The sequence below is a fragment of the Psychroflexus sp. MES1-P1E genome (assembly GCF_002836055.1).
Lineage (GTDB): Bacteria > Bacteroidota > Bacteroidia > Flavobacteriales > Flavobacteriaceae > Psychroflexus.
On sequence record NZ_PJBS01000085.1, the window covers coordinates 1 to 24,360 of the forward strand.

At 33.1% G+C, this 24,360-nt stretch carries 24 protein-coding genes and 2 pseudogenes; 1 reads left to right on the forward strand and 25 read right to left on the reverse strand.

The window, feature by feature from the left end; translation table 11 throughout:
• The 10 genes and pseudogenes from CXF67_RS01265 to CXF67_RS01310 all read right to left on the reverse strand — a co-directional run.
• Positions 1–735: LytR/AlgR family response regulator transcription factor (locus CXF67_RS01265; protein ID WP_102087096.1), on the reverse strand; the 735-nt coding region annotated here is incomplete at its 3' end.
• Complete coding sequence (locus tag CXF67_RS01270; RefSeq protein WP_102087097.1) at positions 722–3,334, reverse strand: tetratricopeptide repeat-containing hybrid sensor histidine kinase/response regulator; 2,613 nt, start codon at positions 3,332–3,334, stop codon at positions 722–724. The genes CXF67_RS01265 and CXF67_RS01270, both read right to left, overlap by 14 nt.
• A 12-nt stretch (positions 3,335–3,346) precedes the next feature.
• Complete coding sequence (locus CXF67_RS01275) at positions 3,347–3,703, reverse strand: hypothetical protein (RefSeq protein ID WP_102087098.1); 357 nt, start codon at positions 3,701–3,703, stop codon at positions 3,347–3,349.
• Between the two features lie 251 nt (positions 3,704–3,954).
• Positions 3,955–5,256, reverse strand: coding sequence for a T9SS type A sorting domain-containing protein (locus tag CXF67_RS01280; RefSeq protein WP_102087099.1), 1,302 nt, complete (start codon positions 5,254–5,256; stop codon positions 3,955–3,957).
• 939 nt (positions 5,257–6,195) lie between these two features.
• Complete coding sequence (locus tag CXF67_RS01285; protein WP_102087100.1) at positions 6,196–6,597, reverse strand: S41 family peptidase; 402 nt, start codon at positions 6,595–6,597, stop codon at positions 6,196–6,198.
• A 354-nt stretch (positions 6,598–6,951) separates the two neighbouring features.
• Positions 6,952–7,440, reverse strand: coding sequence for a hypothetical protein (locus CXF67_RS01290; protein WP_102087101.1), 489 nt, complete (start codon positions 7,438–7,440; stop codon positions 6,952–6,954).
• Positions 7,441–7,671: 231 nt separating this feature from the next.
• Positions 7,672–8,058 carry a DDE-type integrase/transposase/recombinase gene (locus CXF67_RS01295; RefSeq protein WP_102087102.1) on the reverse strand — a complete coding sequence of 129 codons (387 nt, stop codon included), beginning with the start codon at positions 8,056–8,058 and terminating at the stop codon, positions 7,672–7,674.
• Between the two features lie 228 nt (positions 8,059–8,286).
• Complete coding sequence (locus CXF67_RS18420; protein WP_219621006.1) at positions 8,287–8,565, reverse strand: hypothetical protein; 279 nt, start codon at positions 8,563–8,565, stop codon at positions 8,287–8,289.
• Between the two features lie 465 nt (positions 8,566–9,030).
• The gene (locus tag CXF67_RS01305; RefSeq protein WP_257984537.1) at positions 9,031–9,753 is read right to left on the reverse strand and encodes an acetolactate decarboxylase; all 723 of its coding nucleotides are present in this window, start codon (positions 9,751–9,753) and stop codon (positions 9,031–9,033) included.
• Positions 9,754–9,919: 166 nt separating this feature from the next.
• Positions 9,920–10,240, reverse strand: a pseudogene (locus CXF67_RS01310) (transposase); the annotation flags it as partial.
• Between the two features lie 618 nt (positions 10,241–10,858).
• Here CXF67_RS01310 and ltrA point away from each other — a divergent pair.
• Entirely contained in the window at positions 10,859–12,112 is a 1,254-nt protein-coding gene (ltrA, locus tag CXF67_RS01315; RefSeq protein WP_102087103.1) for a group II intron reverse transcriptase/maturase, read from the forward strand.
• Between the two features lie 106 nt (positions 12,113–12,218).
• Here ltrA and CXF67_RS01320 read toward each other — a convergent pair whose 3' ends face one another.
• The 15 genes and pseudogenes from CXF67_RS01320 to CXF67_RS01390 form a co-directional block, all read right to left on the reverse strand.
• Entirely contained in the window at positions 12,219–12,902 is a 684-nt protein-coding gene (locus tag CXF67_RS01320) for an aspartate/glutamate racemase family protein (protein ID WP_102087104.1), read from the reverse strand.
• 88 nt (positions 12,903–12,990) lie between these two features.
• On the reverse strand, positions 12,991–13,140 hold the full coding sequence (locus CXF67_RS19035) for a hypothetical protein (RefSeq protein ID WP_308302160.1): 150 nt from the start codon (positions 13,138–13,140) through the stop codon (positions 12,991–12,993).
• A gap of 42 nt (positions 13,141–13,182) precedes the next feature.
• The gene (locus tag CXF67_RS19040; protein WP_308302161.1) at positions 13,183–13,497 is read right to left on the reverse strand and encodes a hypothetical protein; all 315 of its coding nucleotides are present in this window, start codon (positions 13,495–13,497) and stop codon (positions 13,183–13,185) included.
• 186 nt (positions 13,498–13,683) lie between these two features.
• Positions 13,684–14,250, reverse strand: a complete 567-nt coding sequence (locus CXF67_RS01330; RefSeq protein WP_102087105.1) for a cysteine hydrolase family protein — start codon at positions 14,248–14,250, stop codon at positions 13,684–13,686.
• A 77-nt stretch (positions 14,251–14,327) separates the two neighbouring features.
• Positions 14,328–14,540, reverse strand: a pseudogene (locus CXF67_RS19110) (helix-turn-helix domain-containing protein); the annotation flags it as partial.
• Between the two features lie 280 nt (positions 14,541–14,820).
• Positions 14,821–15,090: a DJ-1/PfpI family protein gene (locus tag CXF67_RS19115; protein ID WP_102087108.1), complete on the reverse strand. Its 270-nt coding sequence runs from the start codon at positions 15,088–15,090 to the stop codon at positions 14,821–14,823.
• The gene (locus tag CXF67_RS01350; protein ID WP_102087109.1) at positions 15,074–15,289 is read right to left on the reverse strand and encodes a hypothetical protein; all 216 of its coding nucleotides are present in this window, start codon (positions 15,287–15,289) and stop codon (positions 15,074–15,076) included. The genes CXF67_RS19115 and CXF67_RS01350 overlap by 17 nt, the downstream gene beginning before the upstream one ends.
• Positions 15,290–15,517: 228 nt before the next feature.
• Entirely contained in the window at positions 15,518–15,988 is a 471-nt protein-coding gene (locus CXF67_RS01355) for an OsmC family protein (RefSeq protein WP_102087110.1), read from the reverse strand.
• Positions 15,989–16,059: 71 nt separating this feature from the next.
• A complete protein-coding gene (locus CXF67_RS01360; RefSeq protein WP_102087111.1) occupies positions 16,060–16,839 on the reverse strand; it encodes an alpha/beta fold hydrolase in 780 nt (259 codons plus the stop codon).
• The gene (locus CXF67_RS01365; protein WP_102087112.1) at positions 16,808–17,620 is read right to left on the reverse strand and encodes a DUF6597 domain-containing transcriptional factor; all 813 of its coding nucleotides are present in this window, start codon (positions 17,618–17,620) and stop codon (positions 16,808–16,810) included. Before CXF67_RS01365 ends, CXF67_RS01360 begins: the two co-directional genes overlap by 32 nt.
• Before the next feature lie 66 nt (positions 17,621–17,686).
• Positions 17,687–20,743 (reverse strand): efflux RND transporter permease subunit, encoded by a 3,057-nt coding sequence (locus CXF67_RS01370; RefSeq protein WP_102087113.1) that lies wholly within the window; start codon positions 20,741–20,743, stop codon positions 17,687–17,689.
• Complete coding sequence (locus tag CXF67_RS01375) at positions 20,740–21,792, reverse strand: efflux RND transporter periplasmic adaptor subunit (protein WP_102087114.1); 1,053 nt, start codon at positions 21,790–21,792, stop codon at positions 20,740–20,742. The genes CXF67_RS01370 and CXF67_RS01375 overlap by 4 nt, the downstream gene beginning before the upstream one ends.
• A gap of 30 nt (positions 21,793–21,822) precedes the next feature.
• Positions 21,823–23,193: a TolC family protein gene (locus CXF67_RS01380; RefSeq protein ID WP_102087115.1), complete on the reverse strand. Its 1,371-nt coding sequence runs from the start codon at positions 23,191–23,193 to the stop codon at positions 21,823–21,825.
• A 65-nt stretch (positions 23,194–23,258) separates the two neighbouring features.
• Entirely contained in the window at positions 23,259–23,735 is a 477-nt protein-coding gene (locus CXF67_RS01385) for a hypothetical protein (protein ID WP_102087116.1), read from the reverse strand.
• 62 nt (positions 23,736–23,797) lie between these two features.
• Positions 23,798–24,360: TetR/AcrR family transcriptional regulator (locus CXF67_RS01390; RefSeq protein ID WP_145990339.1), on the reverse strand; the 563-nt coding region annotated here is incomplete at its 5' end.

A 24,360-nucleotide genomic window follows, 5' to 3' on the forward strand; every position in this document is an offset into this window, starting at 1 on the left:
TCTAAATGATTTCTTTTTTCTTCGGGATATTGGAACTTTTATAGATTGAGAAAGTTGAACTAAATTTCCATTTGTATAGGATGTAATGTGCTTAGCATTTAGAATATGAGATTTATGGCATCTATAAAACCCCTTAGAATCAAGTAATTCTTCAAGTTCAATTAAGGTCTTTGTAACTAGTTTTTTCGATCCATTTTTCAGATAGATATAGCTGTAATTTCTTTGGCCTTCAATATGTAGAATATCATTTAAAACTAAATTTAGATTACCATCTTGGGTTTTTAAATTCAATATATGATTTGAAACATTTTTGTTGGCTACATTTTTTAAGGCTAGAGATAAGTTTTCTTTTTGAAGATCTGATTTTTTACGAATTTTAAATCGGTTTATGGCTCTTTTTAATTCCCCTAAATCAATAGGCTTTAGTAAATAATCTAAAGCATTAAAACGAATAGCTTTTATAGCATAGTGACTATATGATGTTATAAAAATAGTTTGAAAGTATATCTCTGAAAAATAAGATAGCATTTCGAAACCAGTCATATCAGCCATTTCTACATCAAGAAAAATTAGTTCAGGGATGTGTTTATTAATTTCCTCTATACCTTCATTACCATTCTTAGCAACAGACAATACCTTTAAGTCTGGAAAATAGTGATTAATCTTATCTTGTAATAACTCTGTTATAAAAGGGTCATCATCGATAATTAAGCATCTAATTTTATGAAAGCTCATTTTTTGATTTCAACTCGTTAAAAATGGGAACAATTAATTCTTCTACCTTATATGGTTTAGGAATATAATTATTCATACCAGCATTATAACAATTCTCTATTTCTGTTTTTAATAAACTTGCGGTCATTGCTATGATTGAAATAGTCGTTGCTAATCCTTTAGATTTTTCTAAGTCTCTAATTTTTTTTGTAGCTTCAAAACCATTCATTACTGGCATTTGGACATCCATTAGGATTAAATCATAGTTATTACTTTTAAATTTATCAATAGCCAACATGCCATTTTCTACAGTATCTATAGAAATATCTTCAATATAATAAGAGAGATCGTCTTGGGCAATCATTTGATTAAATGGGTTGTCTTCTGCAATTAGAATACGAATACCCTTTAGGGATTTAGCCATTGTTTTTAGTTTGTCTTCTGAAATAAAACGTTGACCAACAGCATTGGTTTTAGGTATAGTTAGTGGCAAGTCAAAATAGAAAGCACTTCCATTACCTTCAGAACTTTCTACCCAAATTTTACCATTTTGTAAATCTACTAATTGCTTAGAAATACTAAGACCAAGTCCTGAGCCTCCATAATATCTTGTTGTCGACCCTTTCGCTTGTTCAAAGGATTCAAAAATACTTTTTTGTTTATCTTTTGGAATCCCTATACCAGTATCTTTTATTTCAAAATGAAGCTGACCATTAGTTGATGAGATGAAGATTTTAACATTGCCTTTCTCTGTAAACTTTATTGCGTTTCCAACAAGGTTAATTAAGATCTGATTTAATCGAGTTGGATCTCCCATTATTAAAGCCGGTGCATCTTCAGAAATCTCATAGGACAAAGTCAAGCCTTTTTCTTCTGCTTTAAATTTGAGAATTTGAATAAAATTCTCTACTACAGCTTCAAGATTTAGTGATATACTCTCAATATCTAATTTTCCAGCTTCAATTTTTGAAAGGTCCAAAATATCATTTAATATCACGACCAAATTATCTGAACTTGTGCGCATGGCTTTTAGAAAAACATCTTGTGATTTTGGGTGTTTGTTACGTTCTAATATGTTTGTCATTCCCGAAATCGCATGCATAGGCGTTCTAATTTCGTGACTCATATTCGCTAAAAACTGTTCTTTGTGTTTTTCAGACTGTTCTACTTTTTTCTTTTGTTCTTCTATAATGACTTTTTGTTTGCGTGTTTCCTTTAGTTTATTAAATATAACGTATGCTAAAATAGAACTTAATAATAATCCTATTCCGATTGCCCAAGAAATGCGTTGTTGTGCAAGTGTTTTTTGTTGCTCTAAGACCATCTTCTTTTCATTATTAAGATCGTCTATGGCTTTTTGTTTTTCATAATCAGATTGAACTTGAACTTCAATAAGTGCTTTTTGATTTTCTTTACTATTCAAACTGTCGCGCATCTTATAATAAAGCTCATTCATTTCAAACGCTTTTTTATAATTGCCATCAGCTATATAGCTTTTAGTAAGACTTCCTGAGGTACTACTAACACCCATCACATCTCCTGTTTTTTGGTAAAAATTTAATGCTTCATTGCCGTAAGAGATGGCTTGACTGTATTTCTCTTGTTCAGTAAAAATAATTCCGATTTTTTGCTTTGCGGCCGCTTCAGTGTTTTCATCTTTAATTACTTCAGATAACTTTAAACTATTAGTCATGTATTCTAATGCGCGTTCTAAGTTGCCTTGTTCATAATAAATTTGTCCCATATTCTGAGAAATTTTTGCAACATATGGGATGTTTCCTATTTCTTCAAAATGCACTAAAGCTTTCTCTAAATAGTGCAATGCTTTTTTAGTATCACCCTGATTTATATAAATACCAGCCAGATTTGAAAGACAACCTGCGGCTAATGTTTTGTTTCCTACGTCTTCAAAATAGGCCAGGTTAATTGTAATTAGTTTAAGTGCTTCATCTAGATTTCCTTGTTGCATATAAACATTAGCAATGAAGGATCTTACTGTTGCAATACTGTTCTTGTCATCAAGTTCTTCGAAGATATTTTTAGATCGTTTAAGGTATGCTAGTCCGGATTTCAGATCACCTTTCCTAGCATAATTCTTACCAATATCTGCTAAGCTTCTACCTATTCCCTTTTTATCTTGTATATCTTCACTTATTTTCAATATTTGTAAATTATAGTCTAGTGCCTTTTCTATATTACCTTTGGATTCGTAGACTCTTGAGATATTACCTAGTGTAATTAGTTTAGTTCTTTTATTATTAATCTCTTCAGATATTTTTAACGCGAGATTAAAAATATCGAACGATTTATCCGGATTGCCTTTTAATAAATAATAATCGCCTTGTGTATTTAAAGCAAGAGCTTGAAAATTCTTATGTTTTGTTTTAAGTGCAAAATCATATTGTAACTGAGCATAATAAAGAGCACTATCTGGATTTTTAAAACGGTAGCCTTCCATTGCTATTCTCTGTATCGCGTTTAAACGAATGGTGTCTTGTTGAGTTACATCTTTCCATATACCCATTAAAGAATCTTGTTGGGTTTCTGAAAATGATTGCGCTTTAATGGATAAGAATGATCCAATAACAGTTACAATTAAAATTATAGTCTTAATTTTCATAAGGATTAGTGGTTAGAAATTTTCTTTAATTACTAAATTTACATCGTTAATAGCTAAATTTAGCTTAATAATTACTATTTCTACTAATTTGTTCAATTCTTCTATTGGCATGGTCGCATAGTCAAGCTCTAATTGTTGAATGGGTTTTACAAGATCCTCAATCCCAAAAAATTGTATTTGAGGACTCATTTGATGCAGTAGTTGGCGGACTTGTTTTCTGTCTTTAGCTTTTAAATACTCCTTCAAACTATTTATGCGTTGTGGTATTAATTCTTGAAATTGTAAAAGGTATTTATAAATTATTTTATCGTCTCCTCTAGAGATATTAATTAGTTCTTTTGGATTTATTATTTTGGTGTTCCAATGCATTAAGACTGTTTTTGAAAAGAGTTTGACTAGATTTTAAACTGAAGATACGTTTAAATTTTTTTAACAAATGTGATAATATACTATCTGAAAATCAAAAGGTAAACAAGCGTTTGATAATTGTTTTACTTTCTAATTAGGATGTTAACAGATATAGAACTATAAAATACTTAGAAAAAAGAAAGCGTTATACCAAGTCTAAATTTAGTATTACGCTTTCTTAATATAAGAGACATAATAGATTAGTTGGTGTATTAGTTCTTTATAACTCTTTTGACTGTATATGTTTGATTATTAAATATTTTAACCATGTAAATGCCAGACACGAGATCTGATAGATCTATAGTTTGTTCAAGGTTATTGTTTTTTACATCTAAATGTTTCACCATTCTTCCATTCATATCATAAATAGTAATGCCTTCTAATTCTATTTTTGATTTATTATTGATTGTAATAATATTTATTGCAGGATTTGGATAAAGGCTTATAACATCTGATAATGTATAATCTGTAACTCCTAATGTGCTTACTCCAGAAAAAGCGATTTCAGAGAAACCAACGAAATCAGGACTACCATAGTTTGAGATAACTTCAAGTCTAATAAAAGAGGCGGTTACTTCGGTAAAAGCAAATTGTTGAGCCATACTTGAGGTACTAACAGCTTCTGTAAAAACACTTGTTGCACCAGAAATTGGAGAATAAGTCACGCCATCTTCTGAGGAATAGATAAGTACATCTTGAATACCTGTTTGTCCAGGACCAGTTGCGTTAGCATTCCAAAATGAAAGCCCATCGACCAAATACGAACCGCCTAAATCAAAATCTATAGTTCCAGTACCATTGGTAGCATAAAAGGCTGTACCGGGATTTGCACCACCATGAGATGCAGATAAACTCGGAAAAGCATCTAAGCCAGAACCGTTAATTGTGTTAACAAGACTTGATCCAAATTCAGCCGATAAAGTTGTTGTGGCAGATACTGGGTTAATCACATTTTCTACTGGAACTGTTGCTTCAATTCCAGAGAACGCAACTTCTGAAAAACCCACATAAGTAGGTTCGCCCCAATTGTTAATCACATCAAAACGGATAAAAGAAGTCATAACTTCAGTGAATGAAAATTGTTCTGATGGACAACTCATGCATGTAGTTTGTGCAAATATATTAGGCGCACCCGTAATTGGTGTATAAGTTACACCATCATTGGAAGAAGAAATAAGCACTTCTTGTATTCCGTTTTCTCCGGGAACGGGACCAAAGAAATTTTGATTCCAGAACGCTAGACCGTCTACTAGATAAGAGCCTCCTAGATCAAAATCTATTGAACCTGTTTCGTTGATTGCTACAAATGAATTGCCAAATACTGACATTCCATGATCGGCTGTTAAACTCGGAAAAGCATCTAAGCCAGAACCGTTAATGGTATTAATAAGGTTTGTTCCAAATTCAGCCGTTAAGGTTGTAGTCGCAGATACTGGATTAATAATGTCTTGTGCTTGTAAATAAGTGAATGAGAATAATAAGTTCACAAAGCCTAAAAGTATGAATTTTTTCATAATTAATAATTTAAAATATTTAATTGAGCAATATTACTCGGTATAAAATTACTTTTGAATTAAAGCTTATGTGTATTATACTTATCTAAAGGTCACTTGTTTTATCAAGTGGTTTTTTGAAAGTATGAATGGTTGATTTAACGGTATTTGAGTTTTTTGAAATGTATTTTTTTTGAAATAATAAATGCCTCTGCTGTAATGATGGTTTAAGATAAATGTCTAATACGTTATAACTCTCTCTTCTTTGAATTTAGAATCTAAATAAGCTAATGACATTAAGAAAGGGAGCTAATTCATTTAGAGGGTGCAGGTCCCTTATGGGCAGGGGTAACGCCTTGAACCCTTAGTAAGCTGCAAGGGTGGTAATGGTGAGATTACATCTGAAGAAAGCAGGACTACAAATTCTGGTAATGAGCCTAAGGCTACGCTCAGGACAGGCCTAGCAGGAACCTTATATGAGGCTATTAGGTTGGATAAGCAAGCACATCATTGTAAAGTCCAAAGCACGTAAAGTGATAACCGAAATAGTAGATAAGGCAGGGATCACAAGAAAGAAGACGCTCTTACCCCGATAAAAATCGGGGCGGGCTCAGGGGAGGTCTCTACAACTACGAGTTGGTTAGTTAGAGAAGTCAGTCCCGAAGCCTCGGGATCATAGTACCCACGGAGAAACGAGTTGCATAAAACTGTATAGGTCTCACAAGTGGAGAAGGACTGAAGGCAGTCCTTCTGGAAATTATTCAGGGAGCATTAATTTTCGTTAATGGGCAACCCTCAGAAAATCTGTAGCCCTTGAAAAAAAATACAGAATAGTTTCGATTGGTGTAAAGAGCGATTGAAAAGATGGATTGCGAACCACCGCATACGAGACCCCTACGTACGTTGGCGTGAGAGGCGTAGTGGTGGCTTTTAGGTCGTCACCCGTCCACTCGATTGTCCTTAGTTATTTCTCTGGATATAGTTTTGTACTTGTATCATCCAATCCTTTTCAATATCCAATTTTATATCTGGTTCAATTCCAGTAGACTCTAATTTTATATATTCTGTGTGCTTTTTAGAAGTTAGAACTACTACATAATTTTTGCAGGGTAAATTGTAATTAGAGTTTACCATTTCGTAAGCTGCAGTTCCACTTGTTCTATTGCCTAGAACTGTACAATTTTTAAAATCACTTAGTTTATATGCGAATTGCTCTGCATTACTTGCGGTTCTATGATTAACCAAAACGTAAACATTATTTCGTTTGATATATTTTTTTAAAATTCTATATAATCCCTTAGAATTTCTATCTCCACCACCACCATTGTCTCGTAAGTCTAAGATTAGATTTTTCGTTGTCAAAGTTCCTTCTAATGATTTGTGAAATTTATCTGCTTCAGAAAGTGTGGGGTTTCAAGAGTTAAAACTTCCCACTTTTAAATAAGTAGTTTCAGACGATATTTCCTTTCTTAAATAGGTGGATTCAGGATATGTTGAAACAGAATAATTAGCTATTGAGGAATTCTTTTGAAATTGCATAGTTAGAAAGACACCATTTTCAATTCTCTCTCCATAAGATATCATTCTCTTACTGGTAAGACATCCACCAACGGCTAATAAATAATTATTTCCGTAAGGAATTAAAGTGTAAATTACATCTCCGACTTCCCAAACGTCATTTTCTGAGTCTAAAATAATTGCTCTATAAAAATCACTTTATGCCGTTTTATAAACTCCAAGAGTCATGTATCCTTTTCTATAATAAATACCTTCAATAGAGGTAATAGGCTTTTGCTTTAATGTTGTTCTTAGGCTATCTAAATTTATTTTAGGTCTAGGATAAACAGTAAAAAGCTCAGATGTTTTAAATGTTTCAAACTTAGCTAGATCTTTTTTTGATTCTTCATCTAACCCAGTATTTATTCCGTAGAGATTACAATGCCTATCATTTAGCGATAACATTAATTTATTCAACTGAAGAAAACATTCATAACCAGAATTTAAATTGAGAATGTTTTTTTTTATCCTTGTATACTCCAATTCATAAACCACCTTATTTACTTTGTATGAAGGTGTTTGTTGAATTTTTTGATTTAAAAATTCAAAATCTTTTTTACAGCTGCAATCTTCGGCCTGAGCATTTAAGACTGTGATAGGAATTATAAAAAATAGAAACGAAAAAGTCAGTTTTTTTAATTTTTCCATATTTTTTTGTATTTACTGATATAGGTTGGCCTTTTTTAGGTTTAATATATACCGTTCAAAGTATTTTTTTAGCCGTTTATAATGCAAAAAATAATTTAATCTAGTTTTAGTTTTAAATTGTTAGTTTAAGTAAATTTACTTTATTTTTTCAATATGATTTATACTTAATATTAGGATTTAAATTTACTTCTGCAGGTTTTCTTAAACCTAGGCTAGAAATGAGTTCTTAAATTATTGAAAATAAGTACTGCTTGTTCTGTTATTTGTTGTGCAATGTCGGTGTTTTTTAATGCAGTTTCTAAGTCCATATTCATATTTTAAAGTTCTATTAATTCTCTCTACAATAGCATTTTCGTATGGGCCGTATTGTTCTGTCATACGCATCATGATGCCATTACTTTCAGCAAATTCGGTATATTTTGGATTGCAATATTGAAAACCTCTATCTGAATGATGTATGAGTTTTTTATTAGGGTATTTTCTGTTTTTAATAGCCATAGCCAACGCTTCTGTACAAAGTGATGTCTTCATGTTGTTATCTAATTTATAGCCCATAATTTGCTTTGAATAAGCATCTGTAATTATTGCTAAATAATTATGACCATTGTCTGTTTTAATTTAAGTAATATCAGCTACCCAAAGCTGTTCAAGACGATTAGGTACTTGATTTTTAACTAGATTTTTATACTTTCTAAATTGATGTTTAGAATTGGTGGTTGTTACATAGTTTTTTAGTTTGGGAACCAGTAAATTTTGAAGTCTTAAGAAGTGATAAAACTTGTCTCTACCTATTTTTATGTCTTGTTTTATGAAGCTTGTTTTTAATTCATCATAAAGCTTAATACCTCAAGTTCTCATACCTACTTTTTTACGGTAACCTTGTACCATTATGATCAGTTTTTTGTGGTTTATTTGTTTGACTTCCTGTGTTCTAAGTCTTTTATAGAAAGCTTGTTTGCTAATCTCAAAACATTGATAGAGCCATTTTTTTTTTAAAATGTTTCTCTTTTTTAGTTCTATCTCTTTTGCTACTATTTTGGGCAATGACTTTTTTGATAAGTCAACTCCAGTAATGAGTTCCATATCAGCAATAATATCTTGCTGAAAGTCTTTTACAAACTCCAATTCTTCAATCCTTTTCTTAGTTTTTTAATTTGATCTAATTTACTCATACCAGTATTTTGTTGCACTAAAGTACTGTATTTTTTCAACCAATAGGAGATTGTAGTTCTAGGAACATCTTATTTTTTAGAAGCAAAATTAGTAGAAATCTGACCATTTTGAATTTGATCAACGACGAATATTTTGAGTTCTAAATTTACTTTTTCGTAGTTTTTTTTCGCCAGGGTGCTTTTTGTGTTTTCATAAGTGACTATCATTAAGTGTTTAATTTTTAGTCAACCTATTTCAGGAGAGTACAAGTTTCGTATTGTAGCTAGCGTTGTTGTGTATGGTTAGATTCTGTGTTAGTATGCAATTAATTTAGTAAACAAATACGAACCAGAGAAAAATTCCGAAGCCCCGAAGCTTCGGGGTTCCAAATAAGCACTTGCCAAAGCAATAAATTATATAAGGTGTTGCCAGCAGTTTTTATTTCTTCGGTACATATAATTTCATATTCTCAATTTCTAATTCGTCCAAGTGTCCCATTTTACTTTCGTTTTTTGTGATTAAATGTAAATGAATGTTTGAATCGTGATGTGTAAAAACCCCTTTATGTTCAGTTGAGAAAAAACCGATTATAGTAGCTTCTTCATCTTTCAGTTCGTAATTCGTTTGTCCTTGATGAGCTTCTTTTGGTGATGAAACTATTGTTCCTTTTGGTAAATTTTGAATATGAATGATTGCTTTTGATATTTTTCCTGTCAGTTTGAAGACAAAAGGTCTTTTGAGATCAGTTGTCTTTTCGTCTACTAATTTTTCAATGTCTTTAATAGACTTAACATTCGATGCTAATTCTATTTCATTCCATTTGGTTACATTGGCATACACCATGAAAGGTGCTGAGAGATTAAATGTTTTTTCAACCGTCATAGTTGAATCAGACGTGACTTTTGAAACATAACTTTTTCCATCATTTATAAGTAATTCTCCGGTCAGATAACTTTCTGGTCCAAGTCCATAAAGTCCTTTTCTATTAGAAATAGTATCGAGACTAATACTTCCACTTAATTCTCCTTTCCACATAACATTTCTCATCGCACCCACAATATTAATGTCTGAATAGGTTTCATTAGATTTGGTTTTCTTCTTGTCAGAATTGCAACCAAAGATTCCGATTGTTAGAATTCCAATTATCACTTTTTTTATCATAGATTTCGTTTTTCTCAAATTGCTGGCAACGTACTTGTATAAGATTAGTTGCGTTTTTTGAGCGCTAAATTTAGCAAATAAATCACAGATAAAATCCCAATAGATTCTGTGTTAATAATCAAGTGATATTTCAATTTATTTAATTAATATTGATATCTTAAGGCAACTATAAGTTAGCCTGCAAGGGTACCTCCGCATTCGTGTGGTGTACCCTTTTTTGATGATAGTCATTTTCATAGGGATTCTGGTTTTTATCTATCACAAAAATAAGTTCAAGCATTTTTCTCTGCACAGCAATCAGCGCCTTCATTTTGATTCCACTTTTTGATACGATCCTAACATATAAGACTTTATGCGATTGGTTATATTTAACAGAGGATAGAGATGGAAGATGCATTGATTTTCTTAGATGTCTGTTGCCTCTCTTTGATATTCTAGGTTTACCTTTTACGGATGTTCCCGATTGTTTTTCCTTGACATCAAAACCGGCGTATACAGCCTGTCTCGACTTTTATCGGGAAAACCCGTACGTACGGTGGTGTGAGAGGCGCAGTGGCGACTTTAAGTCGTCACCCGTCTACTCGATGTGTGCTGTGAGTTGAGAAATCAACGTAACTAGAATAAAGAGGGAAGGAGGTCTTCCGATTAGGTATTTTAGGAGTACTAATCAAACCACTTCTATGATGTTCCTGAGGTAACAAAGGAACATGAAGCGATAGAGGAAAAGGCTGTATAAAGCAGTCAGGTGTGAATAAGAGAGATGAGCGAAAGCGAACCTTCCGATGAAGTGACGAAAAGGCAAGTTGTTGTCAAAACCTAAGAAGTATCGAGGTTTTAGGGATAAGTATAGCGGTCACCTAATTACTGGCTATGCGGCAACCATCATAAAGGGGGCATGACTTTTATTTAGGCTTTATTTTGGAACACAGGAAGGCTAATCAAAGTGATAAAGGGAAAAACTAAGTAGGAAGTACCTTCAAGGCGATTACCAATACTTGTTTAGGTGGCGGATGAACCCGTAGTAGTGTTGAAGCTTGTGTAAGGTAAGTGGAGCAAAGGGATTCAATTATGTAGTTTAGAATTAAAAACAACTTAAAGAGTAAGGATGATTTTTAAGGAACAAACAAAGTCATTACCCATTACAAGGATGATGGTTTGGGATGTGTATAAGCAGGTAAAAAGGAACAAAGGGAGTGCTGGAGTAGATTTACAAACGTTAGAAGAATTTGAAAGAGTTCGTTCTAAAGAGTTGTACAAAATCTGGAATCGGTTAGCTTCTGGGAGTTACTTTCCATCCAATGTTAAACGTGTACATATTTCAAAAGACGATAGTAAAACACGTCCATTAGGAATCCCAACGGTTAGCGACCGAATCGCACAACAGGTTATCAAAACGTATATTGAACCACGATTAGATGCTAAATTTATGGATAATTCTTATGGGTATAGACCCAATAAGAGTGCGCATCAAGCTGTAAGAGAAGTACAGAAAAATGTACAGAAATACAGCTGGGTAATAGATTTGGATATCAAAGAATTTTTCGAGAATGTCAACCACGAATTACTCTTCAAAGCACTAGAAGTTCACGTTTGTGAATCATGGGTTAAAATGTATATAAAGCGATGGTTAGAAGCACCTAACCAGCTTAAAGATGGTACATTAAAACACGCAACAGGAAGAGGGACACCGCAAGGAGGTGTAATTAGTGCGTTACTGTCCAATTTATTTTTACATTACTGTACAGATAGATGGCTTGTACTACATTTTCCTAAAATAAAAAGGGTTCGTTTCGCCGATGATATGATTATTCACTGCAGTACACAAGGTGAAGCAAGGTATTTGCTTGCTAAAGTAACCGAACGTTTAAAGCAATGTGGACTTAGTGTTCATCCGCAAAAGACGAAAATAGTATACTGTAAGAAGGCCGGGAGAGGACTCAAAGGATTACCAGTGCAATTTGATTTTCGAGGCTTTAGCTTCCGTCCTGTGATGATTAAATTAAAAAAGGGAGGATTCTTTTTACAATATGACTGTGAGATGAGTCGAAAATCTAAGAAGGGCATTCTATCGGATTTAGGTAAAATGAACATTCATAAGAAGACTCGATGTACTTTACAAGACCTAGCAATGATGGTCAACTCTAAAATTCGGGGTTGGATAAATTATTATGGTAAAATAAAGCGCAACTCTCTAAAACCTGTTTTTTATTACCTCCATCATCGAATCATTAAATGGATATTGAATAGGTATAAACGCTTCAAAAGAAGTAGGGTTTTAGCCTTGAAATGGTTAAAGCGTATTACCAAAGATTATCCAAATATGTTTTATCATTGGGCGTTGGGTTATCAGTTAACCTAAACTATTGACTACATAATAAGAGCCGTATAAGTCGAGAGGTTCACGTACGGTTCTGTGAGAAGTTAGGGGTGAAATTCCCTTGGCTTACTCGACTGTAAACTGGCTTTTATTTTTCCAATGCAAACTTTATGATGCTTTCTACGTGTATTTTAGTTGTATCAAACACAGGAAAGTTAAAGTCTTTTTGTTTAATTAACATAGGTATTTCGGTACAACCTAAAACAATTCCTTCTGCTCCTCTTTCGACCAACTTGTTAGCATAATTAATAAACTTCTCCTTTGAATCTTTAGTTACAATTCCTTTTCCGAGTTTATTTTTTACAATATTTTGAATTATTTCAATATCTTTTTCATCAGTTGGGATAATTGTCTCTATATCGTATTTTTTCAGCTTATCACGGTAAAAGCCCATTTCCATAGTGAATTTAGTTCCTAATAATCCAATCTTCCTCAATTTTTTTCTATTTATTTCCTTTGCAGTAGCAGTTGCAATATGAAGAATTGGAATATCAATTTTTTCTTGAATTTCGTCTGCAAATAGATGGGCTGTATTTGCACACAAAACTATCGCATCTACATTGCTTGAAACTAAACTTTTACAAGCGTCAAAAATGAGATCAAAAGAATTTGTCCAACCTTTGTTTTGAACATCTGAAAAATTTAAGGAATATATGATACATTCCGCAGAATTTAATCCACCCAATTTTAAATTAATACCTTGATTTAAAAATTTGTAATAATCCAATGTTGAAGTCCAACTAATTCCTCCTATAAGTCCAATTTTTTTCATTCCATTTTTTTTTTCGTTCTATGTTCTATGTTCTGTTTTTAGCTTTTTACTAGCTGGTTTTTTCGGTTTTTATCGACTTCGTATTCAGCTAAACGGAAATTTGAAATAAACTAACTGTAGCATTATTATAATGAGCCGGAAGTTCAGATGTCTCTTTTAATATTGATAAGCCTAAAAAATCAAATCCACATTTTTTGTAGTAATTAATTAGTCCTACGTTTTCTCCAACAGTATCCATTCTCACAAACTTTTTGTCCTTGTGGATGGCATAATTCTTTGACTATTTTGCAATTTCACTTACTAAATTCCGACCTCTAAAATTTGGGTTTGTAGAAATCCTATGAATATAAATAGCAGGTTCTTCATTTTTTTCTTGCCAAATTTGAATGTCACTTTCTGTAATAGCCCAAACACAAGCAATTTCATCATCAATTACAATTTTCCATTGTCTATTTTCGCTAATTTCTTTTTCAATCAATTCTAGGTCAAAATTCGGCCAAGGAACAATTGATTTTGTTTTTTGAAAATCGGTTGCTATTTTATAAAATTCGAATATTTTATTAATATCCTCAATTTTACTATTCAGTATTTTCATATTTCTTTAATGCTTCTCGTTCTGTTTCTTCATCTGTACGTTAAGATACATGGTTTACAAAAGTTAAAGATTAGACGTTACACTAAATTAGTAAACAAATATGTGCCAGAGAAAATTCCGAAGGAATTTTCAAAATAAGCAACGACCAAAGCAATTAATTATACACGGTATTGTAAACCGTTTTTTTTACACCAATTTAAATAGCTTTTCGGTATCAATTACTTGTGCAAATTCATCATGCAGATTGGCTAATGTTGTTTGATGAATAATTTCAGAATCAAATAGTTCTCCGTTAATTCCAATTCGGTCAAATGTTGCAGTCGCATCAGATATAAGTAATGTGTTAAATCCAAAATTCCCTGCCATTCTTGTCGTTGTAGAAATACAATGGTTTGTAGTTAATCCAATAATTACTAGTTTATTTATTTCTTGACTATCCAATCTCTCTTTTAAGTCAGTTCCGATAAAAGCATTATTTACACTTTTTTTGATAACTGGTTCTCCATCTATTGGTTTTACTTCATCTTTTATTTCAAATCCGGGATGTGATTCGTGTAGTCTTGAAATTGGATTTTGTGAACTATGAACAATATGAAAGATGGGAAGGTTTAACTCTCTCCATTTCTTTAATATTTTAGATGATTTTTCTTCAGCGTCTTTATTATTTCTATTTCCTCCCCAATATTTCTCTTCATCAAATCCTTTTTGAATATCAATTAATATTAGTGTTGCATTTTGTTCTTTTAAACTCATTATTTATGTTTAATTTGATTATTAGTCACAAATATAGTTGTCATACTATAACCATGAAAGGACAAATGATAGTCCTTTTAAGACAGCTTAATTTTGATTTCAGAAGGTAAAGCTCCGAGATGCATTTCAAGAATTAATCTTAATTGCTTTGATGTTTTGTAACCGCATAATTTGGCGATGTATTCAATTTTATAATCAGAATTAGTAAGCAAAGTTTTAGCCTTTTCAATTCTTAGTTTTGTACGGTATTCAGATATGGTAACTCCTGTTTTTTTTTGAAAATTCGAGTTAAGTTTCTTGGGCTCACGTGTACTAAATTAGCTAAATAATCAATTGTTGAAGCCTTATCTATATTGTAGATTATCCAATCTTGGATTGTATGAATCTTTTCGTCTTGATGACTCCTGTTTTGTAAATATACACTCTCTTGCTCATCAGTTCCATGTCTTCTTTTATAAACAACTAATTCTTTGGCTATCTGAGTTGCATTTTGTTTACTATGTCTTTCTTCGATTAAAAACAATGCTAAATCGATACCTGTTACAATTCCAGCACTTGTATATAATTTTTTTATTTGGTAAATAAAGTATTGTCTTGTGTTTTTAAAAGAGGAAAATCTTTTTTTAGTTTTTTAAGGAGTTTCCAATGCGTTGTACATTCTTTGTTATTTAAAAGTCCTGATTTAGCTAAAAGAAATGCCCCAGTACAGATACTACAAATTGTAGTTTGATTAGAGTTTATTCTTTTCAACCATTCAAAAAAAGAACTGTCTTCTGTAAACTTATCTAATTGAAGAGTACTAAATCCAGAAATAAATACAATATCATTTTTTTTTTGGATTAGTTTTTATAAAATGTGTTAATGACGATAGTTCTAAACCAGAAGAACTAATTATAGTTGATTGATTGCTAATGAACTTTAATTGATAATTAAACCCTAAATTAATTGCTTCCTGAAACACTTGTAAAACACCACCCAAATCAAAAAGAGTAATTTGTTCTGGAATGTAAAAATAGACTGTTAATATTGTTTTTTCCATTTTTAGAATATCTATTTTTTAAATTGTTTACAACACAGTACCTATGTTTAGTACGGAAATTAAAAGTAATTAATTTCCGATTAAGCGATTAGCCAAAACTTTTTTTTGTTTTACCTTTTTTGTTCTAAAGCCAAATCAAAAAGATTTGGCGGACTTACTAAGAATACACTAGACTTTGGGTTAAGCACCAAACCCCGTATTAATTATAGGCATTGTTGTAAGCCGTTTTTATTCCGCGGTTGTGTTTGGATTATGTCCAATTTTGAAGTTACAAGAATTTGCTATAAAGCACATTTCATTTGCTTCTTGGTGTAATTCGTTAGCTTTCGAAATCATACTCAAATCTGTGATTTTAACTTTAGGGTTTAGAGTAACTAATGTGAATTTTCCACTACCATTTTTAGTTTCTTCCATTATTCCAGTTGCGTTGTCCAAATATTCAGTCACTATAATTTTATTCACAGAACATAAATGCAAATACCAAAGCATATGGCAAGCTGATAATGAAGATAGGAAAAGGTCTTCAGGGTTATATCTCGTTTTGTCTCCCAAAAAAGAAGGGTCAGAAGAACCATTTATTCCATCGTATTTTCCGGTAGCTATAATTTTATGATTTCTATTGAAAGATTTGTAATTCAAAGTTCCATTTCCTTCGTTTCCTGTCCATTCAACTTTGATTTCGTAGTTGTGTTTTTTCATTCTTATTTCAAATTATTATCGGTTTTCTTTAATGTATGTATTATGCTGATATAGGTTGACCTTTTTTAGGTTTAATTTATACCGTTCAAATTATTTTTTTTAGCCATATGAATACCAGAATTAGGATCGAATGGCCCATTTATAAAGCACATTGGGATCTTCGTGTTTTGCATTGCACTTATCCATCTTTCTTGATGGTTTAATTTGTCAAAAACCAGCCTCCCTATCAAATATGCGATTGACTTGCCGTCGTTATAATTTAAAATATCCCAGAATTGATTTATGAGTTTGTCGGTGGGTTGGGTGTAGGCAGCAAAAACTGATTGTATCGATTTTTCTAATTTCTTTTTAGTGAGAAGCTTGCTCAATAACCTCCCGATGGGCTTTGGAGATTGTGAAAGCAACCGTTGAATCATTCTAGGTTTGTAACTATCCATAAACAAACCACCGTTCATAAACACCACCGATTGTATTTTAAAACAGTTTTGTGAAGCTAAGTCCCTAGCCAATAATTCTTGAACAATACTGACTCCTAAATCATGTGACAGGATATGGGTTTGTTTAATACCCCAAAACTCAATTAGAAAATTGACAATTTCACAATGCTCATGAAAGCTATATTCATGTTCTTTGGGTTTATCTGAAAATCCCATACCCAAATAATCAAATGTAAAAACGGTGTAATCTTTTACTAGATTTTTCCAAACAGATTTCCACTCGAAGGTATTAAAAGGATACCCGTGAAGTATTAAAAGGTTAGGACCGCTTCCTTCCTTTATGTAAAATACTTGATGACCGTTCACCTCTACTGTTCGACCCTTATTCTTCCATGCAACCACTTCTTTGTCCATCCCTGTTTATTATGGTTAGTACTATCACAAACTTACTTATTAGGTATGATTGAAATTTGTATAATCGGTCGTTTTCGTTATTTGCCAGGCTTTTTGGATTGTGGCTGGTATGCTTTTTTATTTCTTTATTAAAATGGGATCTGTCATAATAATTTTGATTAGACAATAAATCTCCTTTTTTGATGTCTTTAAATGATGCCGAACATCTTAATATATTACAATAACTTTTTAGTGAAAGCCCAAACATTTTATTAAAATATCTGTTGATTTGCCTCCTAGACCAAAATAATTTATCAGTAAAAAAACTCACGCTTTCATAGCCTTTAGTTTGGCTCAATAATCTGAATAGTTCAAGTTTTCGGTCGTCTATATTATTCTCTTTATTGATTTCTTGACTTATTATTGAACTTAACCTATCAATCGTATCTAAGTTTTCTGAAAAGTCAAATGAATTTAGATTCCAAAAAGCATCGGGCAACTTTTTTTCGGAGTTTAACATCGGCGCAATACTTTCGTAGAAGACATATTCCACAGCTGGTAATTTGAATTGTACTCCAAAAAGTTGATGATTTGGAGGAATTACCACTTCAACCTCTTTTGTATATAGTCCTGTGAGCGAGGTACTTTGGTATTTGTAATTATTAAAGCGAACGATAATATCAAAAAAACCGTCAGGTAAAATGGTGTAATTAAGATTTTCTGATGAATCGTTGTCTAACCACCAAAAACATCTGATGTACTGTTTCAAAATGGCATTAGATACTTGTTGGTGGTAGCTCATGTTTTATATTTCAAGTTTGTGTCAATATTACTTAAATTGGTAGTTTGCAATGTTGGTTATTGTTTTTTATTTCTTAAGGTGTTTATTTGTCTTATTTTTTGTTAACCATTTATATAGAATAGGTACTACCAAAAGTGTTAATATTGTACTAGAAATCATTCCCCCAATTAATGTCCAACCTAAGGGCGACCATAAAGTAGTTCCTGAAAATGTAAGAGGCATCAATCCTAAAATTGTTGTCAAAGACGTTAATACTATTGGTGTGAATCGTGTCTTGGCGGCAAGTTTAATGGCTTCCATTTTTTCCATACCTTCCGAAATGAGTTGATTTGTATAATCCACTAGAATAATCGAATTGTTCACTACGATTCCCTGTAAACTGATAAAGCCTACGAAGGCAAAAAACGAGAACGACCAACCTGTTAGGAACAAGGCGATAAAAGAGCCGCTGAATGCCAAGGGAATCGCTGAAAATATAATCAACGGTTGAGTTACACTTCTAAACTGTAGAACGAGAACTGCAAAAATCAAAATAAGCGCGATACCAAGAAGAAGACCTAAATCACCAAAACTTTCGGATTGTGACTCGTATTCACCGCCTAGGTAATATCGATATCCTTTGGGCCACTTATATGCATCAAGTTTAGGAATGATAGCTTCCATATAATCCTTGGTTTTATCTGGGTCTGAAACATTAGCGGTTACGGCTGTATTTAAATTCGTATTAAAATGATTCAAGGTTGCATAATTCTGCTTGAACCTTAAAGATGCAACTTGCTTTAGTGGTAATGTAGCACCTGTACTACTGGTAACAAATACCCTGTCAAAATCTTCCAGTACTTGTTTTTCGCTAAATGGCATACGTATTACTAGCGGATAATTATCTTTATCAATTTGAAGGTTATCTATTGTTAATCCGTTTAGACTAGCACGAACGGTCTGGTCGATTGTAATTAATGGAACATTTAATAAAGCGGCTTTATCTCTATTGATTTCTATGGACATATCTGTCTTGGCCACAGAAAGTGGGTTGTCGACATCCATAACACCTTCTGTCTGCTTCAATATGCGTTCCACTTCATAAGCAATACTTTTTAAGGTATCTATTTCCTCGCCTATTAATAGAATTTCAATCGGTGCTGCGAACGGTGCGCCATTTTTTAACTCTCTAAAAGAAATTTGTGCATCTGGATAGCTCGCAAACCTTTCGCGCAAACTTTGCAATGTGGCGTAGAATTTTTTTGGATTCCATTCTTTAAAGTTTACCAATACTTCGCCGTGATATGTTTTGTATTCTTCTGGAATTCGATTGTAATAGACCTGTGGGTTTCCGTGGCCTGCATTTACCGTATAATTTTTGACATAACCCGAAGTGTCCAAAACAGATTCAATATACCGTAGTGTTTTATCAGTATGGTCAATGTTACTTGAGTATGGATGCTTTACATCAATAAGTAGCATCGGTTTATCCGCAGTTGGAAAAAAACTGATGCCAATACTTGGGAACAAAGCAGCGGATGCTATCAAGAACCCGAAACTGACAAGCACAACCAAAGTACCTTTTTTTAATGCAAAATTCAATAGACGACTGTAGTGCTTCTCAACAAAACCGTTAAGTTTTTTAGTAACAAGAGGTGTTTTTTTCTCTTTGCCTTTTTTCAATAGTCTACTCGCGATTATAGGCGTAAAGGTCAATGCAAGAACAAGTGAGGCCAGTAACACAAAGATTACCGTTAGTGGAAGCGTGCGAAGAAATTCGCCCGGTCCACTTTCTAACAACGCCAAAGGCGCGAACGATAGAATTGTTGTAAGCGTAGAACTGATGATAGCGTAGCCAACTTCACTAGTGCCTTTTGCTGCCGCTTCCATTAAAGAAAAACCATCTCGTCTAAAACGGAGTATGTTTTCTATGACTACGATGCCATTGTCGACTAAAAGCCCCAATGCAATAACCAACGCCGCAATGGATATTTGTTGTAAAGCATAGCCTGAGAGGTCTAAGACCGTAAGGGCTATCAGTATAGAAAGCGGAATAACTACCATAATTATCAAAGAGGAACGCCATCCTAGAAAGATTAGAATTATGAGACCTACCAACAGAATGCCTTGAACTAGATTTAAGATAAAATCATTAATTCGTAACGCAACAGCAGGTGCTTGCTCAAAGGCAGTTTCAAGTGAAATCGTATTAGGTAGATTCTGCTTAAAAGCTGTGGTAGTTTTATTTATTTCTTCTGCTAGTTTGATGATATTTCCACCACGTTTTTGAGTGACGTTTATATAAATAGCTTTTTTGCCGTTGTGCCTAGCAATCCATCTACTTTCTTCATAATCAAAATTGACTTCCGCAATATTCCTTAAATAGACAATTTGATTTTCTGTCGAGAAAATTGCTGTATTCCTAATTTCCTCCAACGATTCATAGTTACCCGATGTTTTTATATTAAATCCAATATTGCCAGCTTTGATATTTCCCCCAGGAATGTTGAGATTATTGGACTGTAAGATGTTAATGACCATATCGAGGTTGATGTCTAGATTAGACATTTTTTGAAAATCCAGAGTTATTCTTATTTCTTCTTCAGGATTGGCTTCAATTTCAACCTTCTTTATGTCGTCTATGGTTTCTAATTCATCCTTAAAATCTTCCGCAATATCATTTAATATGTTATAGGCAACGGTTTTGGAAACAAGTGCGAATTGATGCACCGCAACGCGATCTTCTGGTTTAAACTGGTCAATATCCAACTGTATAATACCATCTGGTAATGTTGGTCGTATTTTATCGATTTCTGAAACAATATCATCGTAGCTATCATCGTAGTTCACTCCAAACTCAACTTCTACTTTTATAACAGCTAAACCATCAGCAATTTCGGTTTTGATTTCGGTTACATCGTCTATTTCGCCTATTACCTCTTCAATGGGGTCAACTATCAACTCTTCCATATCTTCCGGGCTTGCACCAGGATAAACCACAACAACAGTATAGTTAGGTAGGTTTAGAAAAGGGTCCTCAGACCTAGGCATAGTATTAAAACTACGAATACCTAGAAAGACTGCAAGTGCAATTGTAGTAAGTACAAAAAGGTGGTTTTTTATTGCTAATTGTGGTAATTTCATTTTACTATTTTTATTGAATCATTGTCTTTTAAAAAGGGCGCACCGTCTATTATGACCATTGCGTCATTATACAGTTCAGAGGTGCGGATACTGAAGTAATTGTTACGGAACTGTTCTATTCGAACTGTTGCCCGTTTAGCAATTTGATTATCCTTGGTATAAAAAATAATCGCTTGCTTATTGTTACCTTCAACCAAGGCATCCATTGGGATTTTATAGGTTTTTAAGGCGTTCTTAGGATAGATTTTTATTTTACTGATAAACCCGTTTTTTATCTCGCCTTTAAAATCATCGAGTGTGATTTCTACCTCGAAAAGTGCTGTTTTGGGATTGGCCATCATACCTATTTCAGAAACAGCCCCTTTATATTCGGTTTTTTCGAATGCATCAAAAACAACAGCAGCAGAATCGTTTAAGGCGATCTTCACCACATCTTTATCCGACAAACCTAATCGGATAATCTGAGAACCCTTAGTTCCTGAACTGCCAATTTTATAGATAGGTTGGCCAGAAGAAACTAATTGGCCGACTTCTACATATCGTTGCAAAACTTTTCCGGTTACAGGGGAATTAACAACGGCAAAACGTCTATTGAACTGAGCAATCTCGAGATTGGAATTGGCAATTTCTTTTGCTGTTCTGGCATTTTGCTTTTGTTCTAATGTCCCAACGGTGTCCCGATATAAATTTGTAGCCCGTTCCAAGTCCCTCACGGACTTATCATAGGTATTGTTTGCGCTAACAACCTGAGCATTGATTTCGGAAAGGTTGAGACTTCCTATTTTCTGGTTCTTTTTGACAGTTTGCCCTTCTTCTACGAGTAGACTACTCAAGATACCACCAACTTTAAAAGAAAGAACGATTTCATGTTTAGATTGAAGTGTTCCTGCAGCTATGATAGGTTCAATATGTTCTAAACGTTCTAACGGCAGCACTCGTACAGTTTTTGAGGCCGACATCTTTGTGTTCGATTCTTTAATATACTCTTGCTTACAAGAGGTAAATACCTGAAGTATTAATATTGCGATAATGTGATACCTATATTTCATCTTTTGCTATTTAATTGTTTGTCTAATTTATTATTTGATTTGAATGGTTCTATCAAGATTCGCTTTTGCTATTTTGATATTAAACCTTGCGATGGATTCTTTCAGTTGGGCTGTGGTCAATTGTGTTCGAGATTCGTTAAATTCGACTAAAAGCATTTTATTCTGTCTATACTTACCTTGAACGATTTTAAAATTTTCTTTTGCACTTTTAAGTAGTGCTAATTGCAAATCGTAGACTTTCAGAGTCTCTTCATATTCATACACCGCAGTTGAAACTTCTAACTGAATTCTTTTTTTAATGTCGCTCAAGTCAGCTTCAAGTTGTTTTTTTTCGAATTTTGCCTTTCTTACTTGAGCATTATTCTTTCCGCCCTGAAAAATGGGCCACGATAGATTAAAGCTAATCAAGTAGTAGTCTTGATTCTGGTCGAACTCATAACCAAAACCTTGATATCCAAATTCCCCTGCTACTGAAATATCTGGAATCAGAAAGCCTTTGCTACGTTTAATTTCATAGTCACTGGCATCAATGCCACTCTCTACCTGATTTACTTCCGTACGATTTGTAAGAGCATTGTTCTGAAGTTTTTCAATGGAAAAGATTTTACGCTCAAAGCCAATAAGTTCATCTCTGTCAATTGGTGTTTCCAAATCACGGTTCAAAAGGAAATTAAAGAAATTTCTTGAAGTGCTTATATTCTTTTGAGCTTGGGTCAGTTGAGCATCAACTTCGTAAAGCTGCGCTTCCGCGTTGTAAAGAACATCCTTAGTGGCTACACCATATTTGACAAACTTTCCATTGACTCGAACTAATTCTTTGACTACCAATCTTGTGCTGTCCAAAATTGTTTTTTGTTCTAAGACTTTTAAGTGGTTGAAATAAGCTTTTTTTATTTCAAATTTCAATTGGTTTCGGTAGGCATTCGTTTTTGCTTCGCTCAACGATATCAATGTCTTTTTAGCTTTGTAGCCAAAATAGATATTGGTATTAAGAATAGGTTGAATAATTCTAATTTTAGTTTCGTGAAAATTGTTAGGTAATAGTTGCTCATTGAAGTTTTCCAAGTCTGTTGGGAACTGATTTGAATTGGTCAATTGGTTCAGGGTAGCATAGGCGGGATTGAACAAATCACCCACGGGGAATCCTATCGTCCTTCCGCCACCGGATAAAAGATAACTGGCATTAAAACTCACGTCTGGAAAAAGGAGACTTTTAGAAATATTGCTTTCTTCTTGGGCGATATTTATACTTAATCGTTCCTTTAGATATTGCTGGTTGGAGATTAGACCTTCCTCGACATAAGTATCCAAAATGGATTGACCAAATGCTGCTATAGTAGATATCTGAAATGATAGAAGTATAATTATTTGTTTCAATGTAATTTTTAATTGTTTCTTCATTTTGCTTTTGTGCTTATGATGACATTAATAATACTGATATGATGCTTAGTATGTATTTCTAAAAACTACTTTGCTTCGTTTTTTTTAAGAACACCGAAATCAGGATGTGTGAAGTAAGCGTTATTTGGAAGTGAATCCATTTGAAGGATATTAGATTTCGCTAGTTCGTAGTCAAGGTTATTTTTTTCTATTGTTATGAGTTTGGGTGGACGTACATTTTCAATTGCCTTTGCTTGTCTGAGAGGCATTTCGTCAAAGGCAAACAACATTGATTTTCCAGTATTCAAACTCTCACAAAAATCTTCGGGATTTGATTTTTCCAAAGCGCTATAAATCTGATTGATAGTCAGTAGAATATGGTCTAAGTGCCAACCAACAGAAACTGAGGAAACTTCAGTAGCTATAGAATCTCTTTGTGTAGCGCAAGTAAGTATACTTTTTATTTCATCCTTTAAAAACAATGATGAATTTTTGTTAGTATTTGAACTTGAACATCCCATAAGTGAAAAGAATATTAAAGTTTGTGATATATAAATTTTCATATCGTTTTAGAGTTTCAAAATTTTACAAAAAAGACCATACGGTTTTTTTTATGACAAAAAAATTACACGCTTTCTTGTATATTTTTTTTCAAACGTTTCATATTATTATTTAAAATGTACTTCTGTTTAAATGTTTTAGCAAGAGTAATACTTCCTTCAATCGTTGCAACTATATAAAACGCTAGCTCTTCTGCATTCAATTCTTGATTGAACTCATTATTTGATTTACCCATATCCACTATCTCTATTATCAAATTTTTCCAAGATGAGAACGCTTGTTTTACTACCTCATTCATATGCGGATTGGTATCATCAACTTCAATAGCCGTGTTAAGAATCGGGCATCCACCAGGAATGATTTGCTCAACGCGATTGTTAATGTAGAAATCAGGAATTGCTAATAGTTTTGAAATTGCTGATTTTTTAGAATGTACATTTTGTATCAGTCCTCTTTGTAGTTTACCAAGGTTGTATTTAAAAGCCTCCAAAGAAAGTTCGTCTTTGTCTACAAAAGTTCTATATAATGCACCCTTTGAATATCCAGCAGCATCTAATATTTCTGAAATAGCCGTGCCTGCGTATCCTTTCTTATTGAATAAATCAGCACTCACTTCTATAAAGCTGT

Excerpts from the sequence above, each read along its gene's own strand:
- CXF67_RS01270 (WP_102087097.1), bottom strand. The coding sequence starts at position 3,334 with ATGAAAATTAAGACTATAATTTTAATTGTAACTGTTATTGGATCATTC.
- CXF67_RS01275 (WP_102087098.1), bottom strand. The coding sequence starts at position 3,703 with ATGCATTGGAACACCAAAATAATAAATCCAAAAGAACTAATTAATATC.
- CXF67_RS01280 (WP_102087099.1), bottom strand. The coding sequence starts at position 5,256 with ATGAAAAAATTCATACTTTTAGGCTTTGTGAACTTATTATTCTCATTC.
- CXF67_RS01290 (WP_102087101.1), bottom strand. The coding sequence starts at position 7,440 with ATGGAAAAATTAAAAAAACTGACTTTTTCGTTTCTATTTTTTATAATT.
- CXF67_RS01305 (WP_257984537.1), bottom strand. The coding sequence starts at position 9,753 with ATGATAAAAAAAGTGATAATTGGAATTCTAACAATCGGAATCTTTGGT.
- ltrA (WP_102087103.1), top strand. The coding sequence starts at position 10,859 with ATGATTTTTAAGGAACAAACAAAGTCATTACCCATTACAAGGATGATG.
- CXF67_RS01320 (WP_102087104.1), bottom strand. The coding sequence starts at position 12,902 with ATGAAAAAAATTGGACTTATAGGAGGAATTAGTTGGACTTCAACATTG.
- CXF67_RS19035 (WP_308302160.1), bottom strand. The coding sequence starts at position 13,140 with ATGGATACTGTTGGAGAAAACGTAGGACTAATTAATTACTACAAAAAA.
- CXF67_RS19040 (WP_308302161.1), bottom strand. The coding sequence starts at position 13,497 with ATGAAAATACTGAATAGTAAAATTGAGGATATTAATAAAATATTCGAA.
- CXF67_RS01330 (WP_102087105.1), bottom strand. The coding sequence starts at position 14,250 with ATGAGTTTAAAAGAACAAAATGCAACACTAATATTAATTGATATTCAA.
- CXF67_RS01350 (WP_102087109.1), bottom strand. The coding sequence starts at position 15,289 with ATGGAAAAAACAATATTAACAGTCTATTTTTACATTCCAGAACAAATT.
- CXF67_RS01355 (WP_102087110.1), bottom strand. The coding sequence starts at position 15,988 with ATGAAAAAACACAACTACGAAATCAAAGTTGAATGGACAGGAAACGAA.
- CXF67_RS01360 (WP_102087111.1), bottom strand. The coding sequence starts at position 16,839 with ATGGACAAAGAAGTGGTTGCATGGAAGAATAAGGGTCGAACAGTAGAG.
- CXF67_RS01365 (WP_102087112.1), bottom strand. The coding sequence starts at position 17,620 with ATGAGCTACCACCAACAAGTATCTAATGCCATTTTGAAACAGTACATC.
- CXF67_RS01370 (WP_102087113.1), bottom strand. The coding sequence starts at position 20,743 with ATGAAATTACCACAATTAGCAATAAAAAACCACCTTTTTGTACTTACT.
- CXF67_RS01375 (WP_102087114.1), bottom strand. The coding sequence starts at position 21,792 with ATGAAATATAGGTATCACATTATCGCAATATTAATACTTCAGGTATTT.
- CXF67_RS01380 (WP_102087115.1), bottom strand. The coding sequence starts at position 23,193 with ATGAAGAAACAATTAAAAATTACATTGAAACAAATAATTATACTTCTA.
- CXF67_RS01385 (WP_102087116.1), bottom strand. The coding sequence starts at position 23,735 with ATGAAAATTTATATATCACAAACTTTAATATTCTTTTCACTTATGGGA.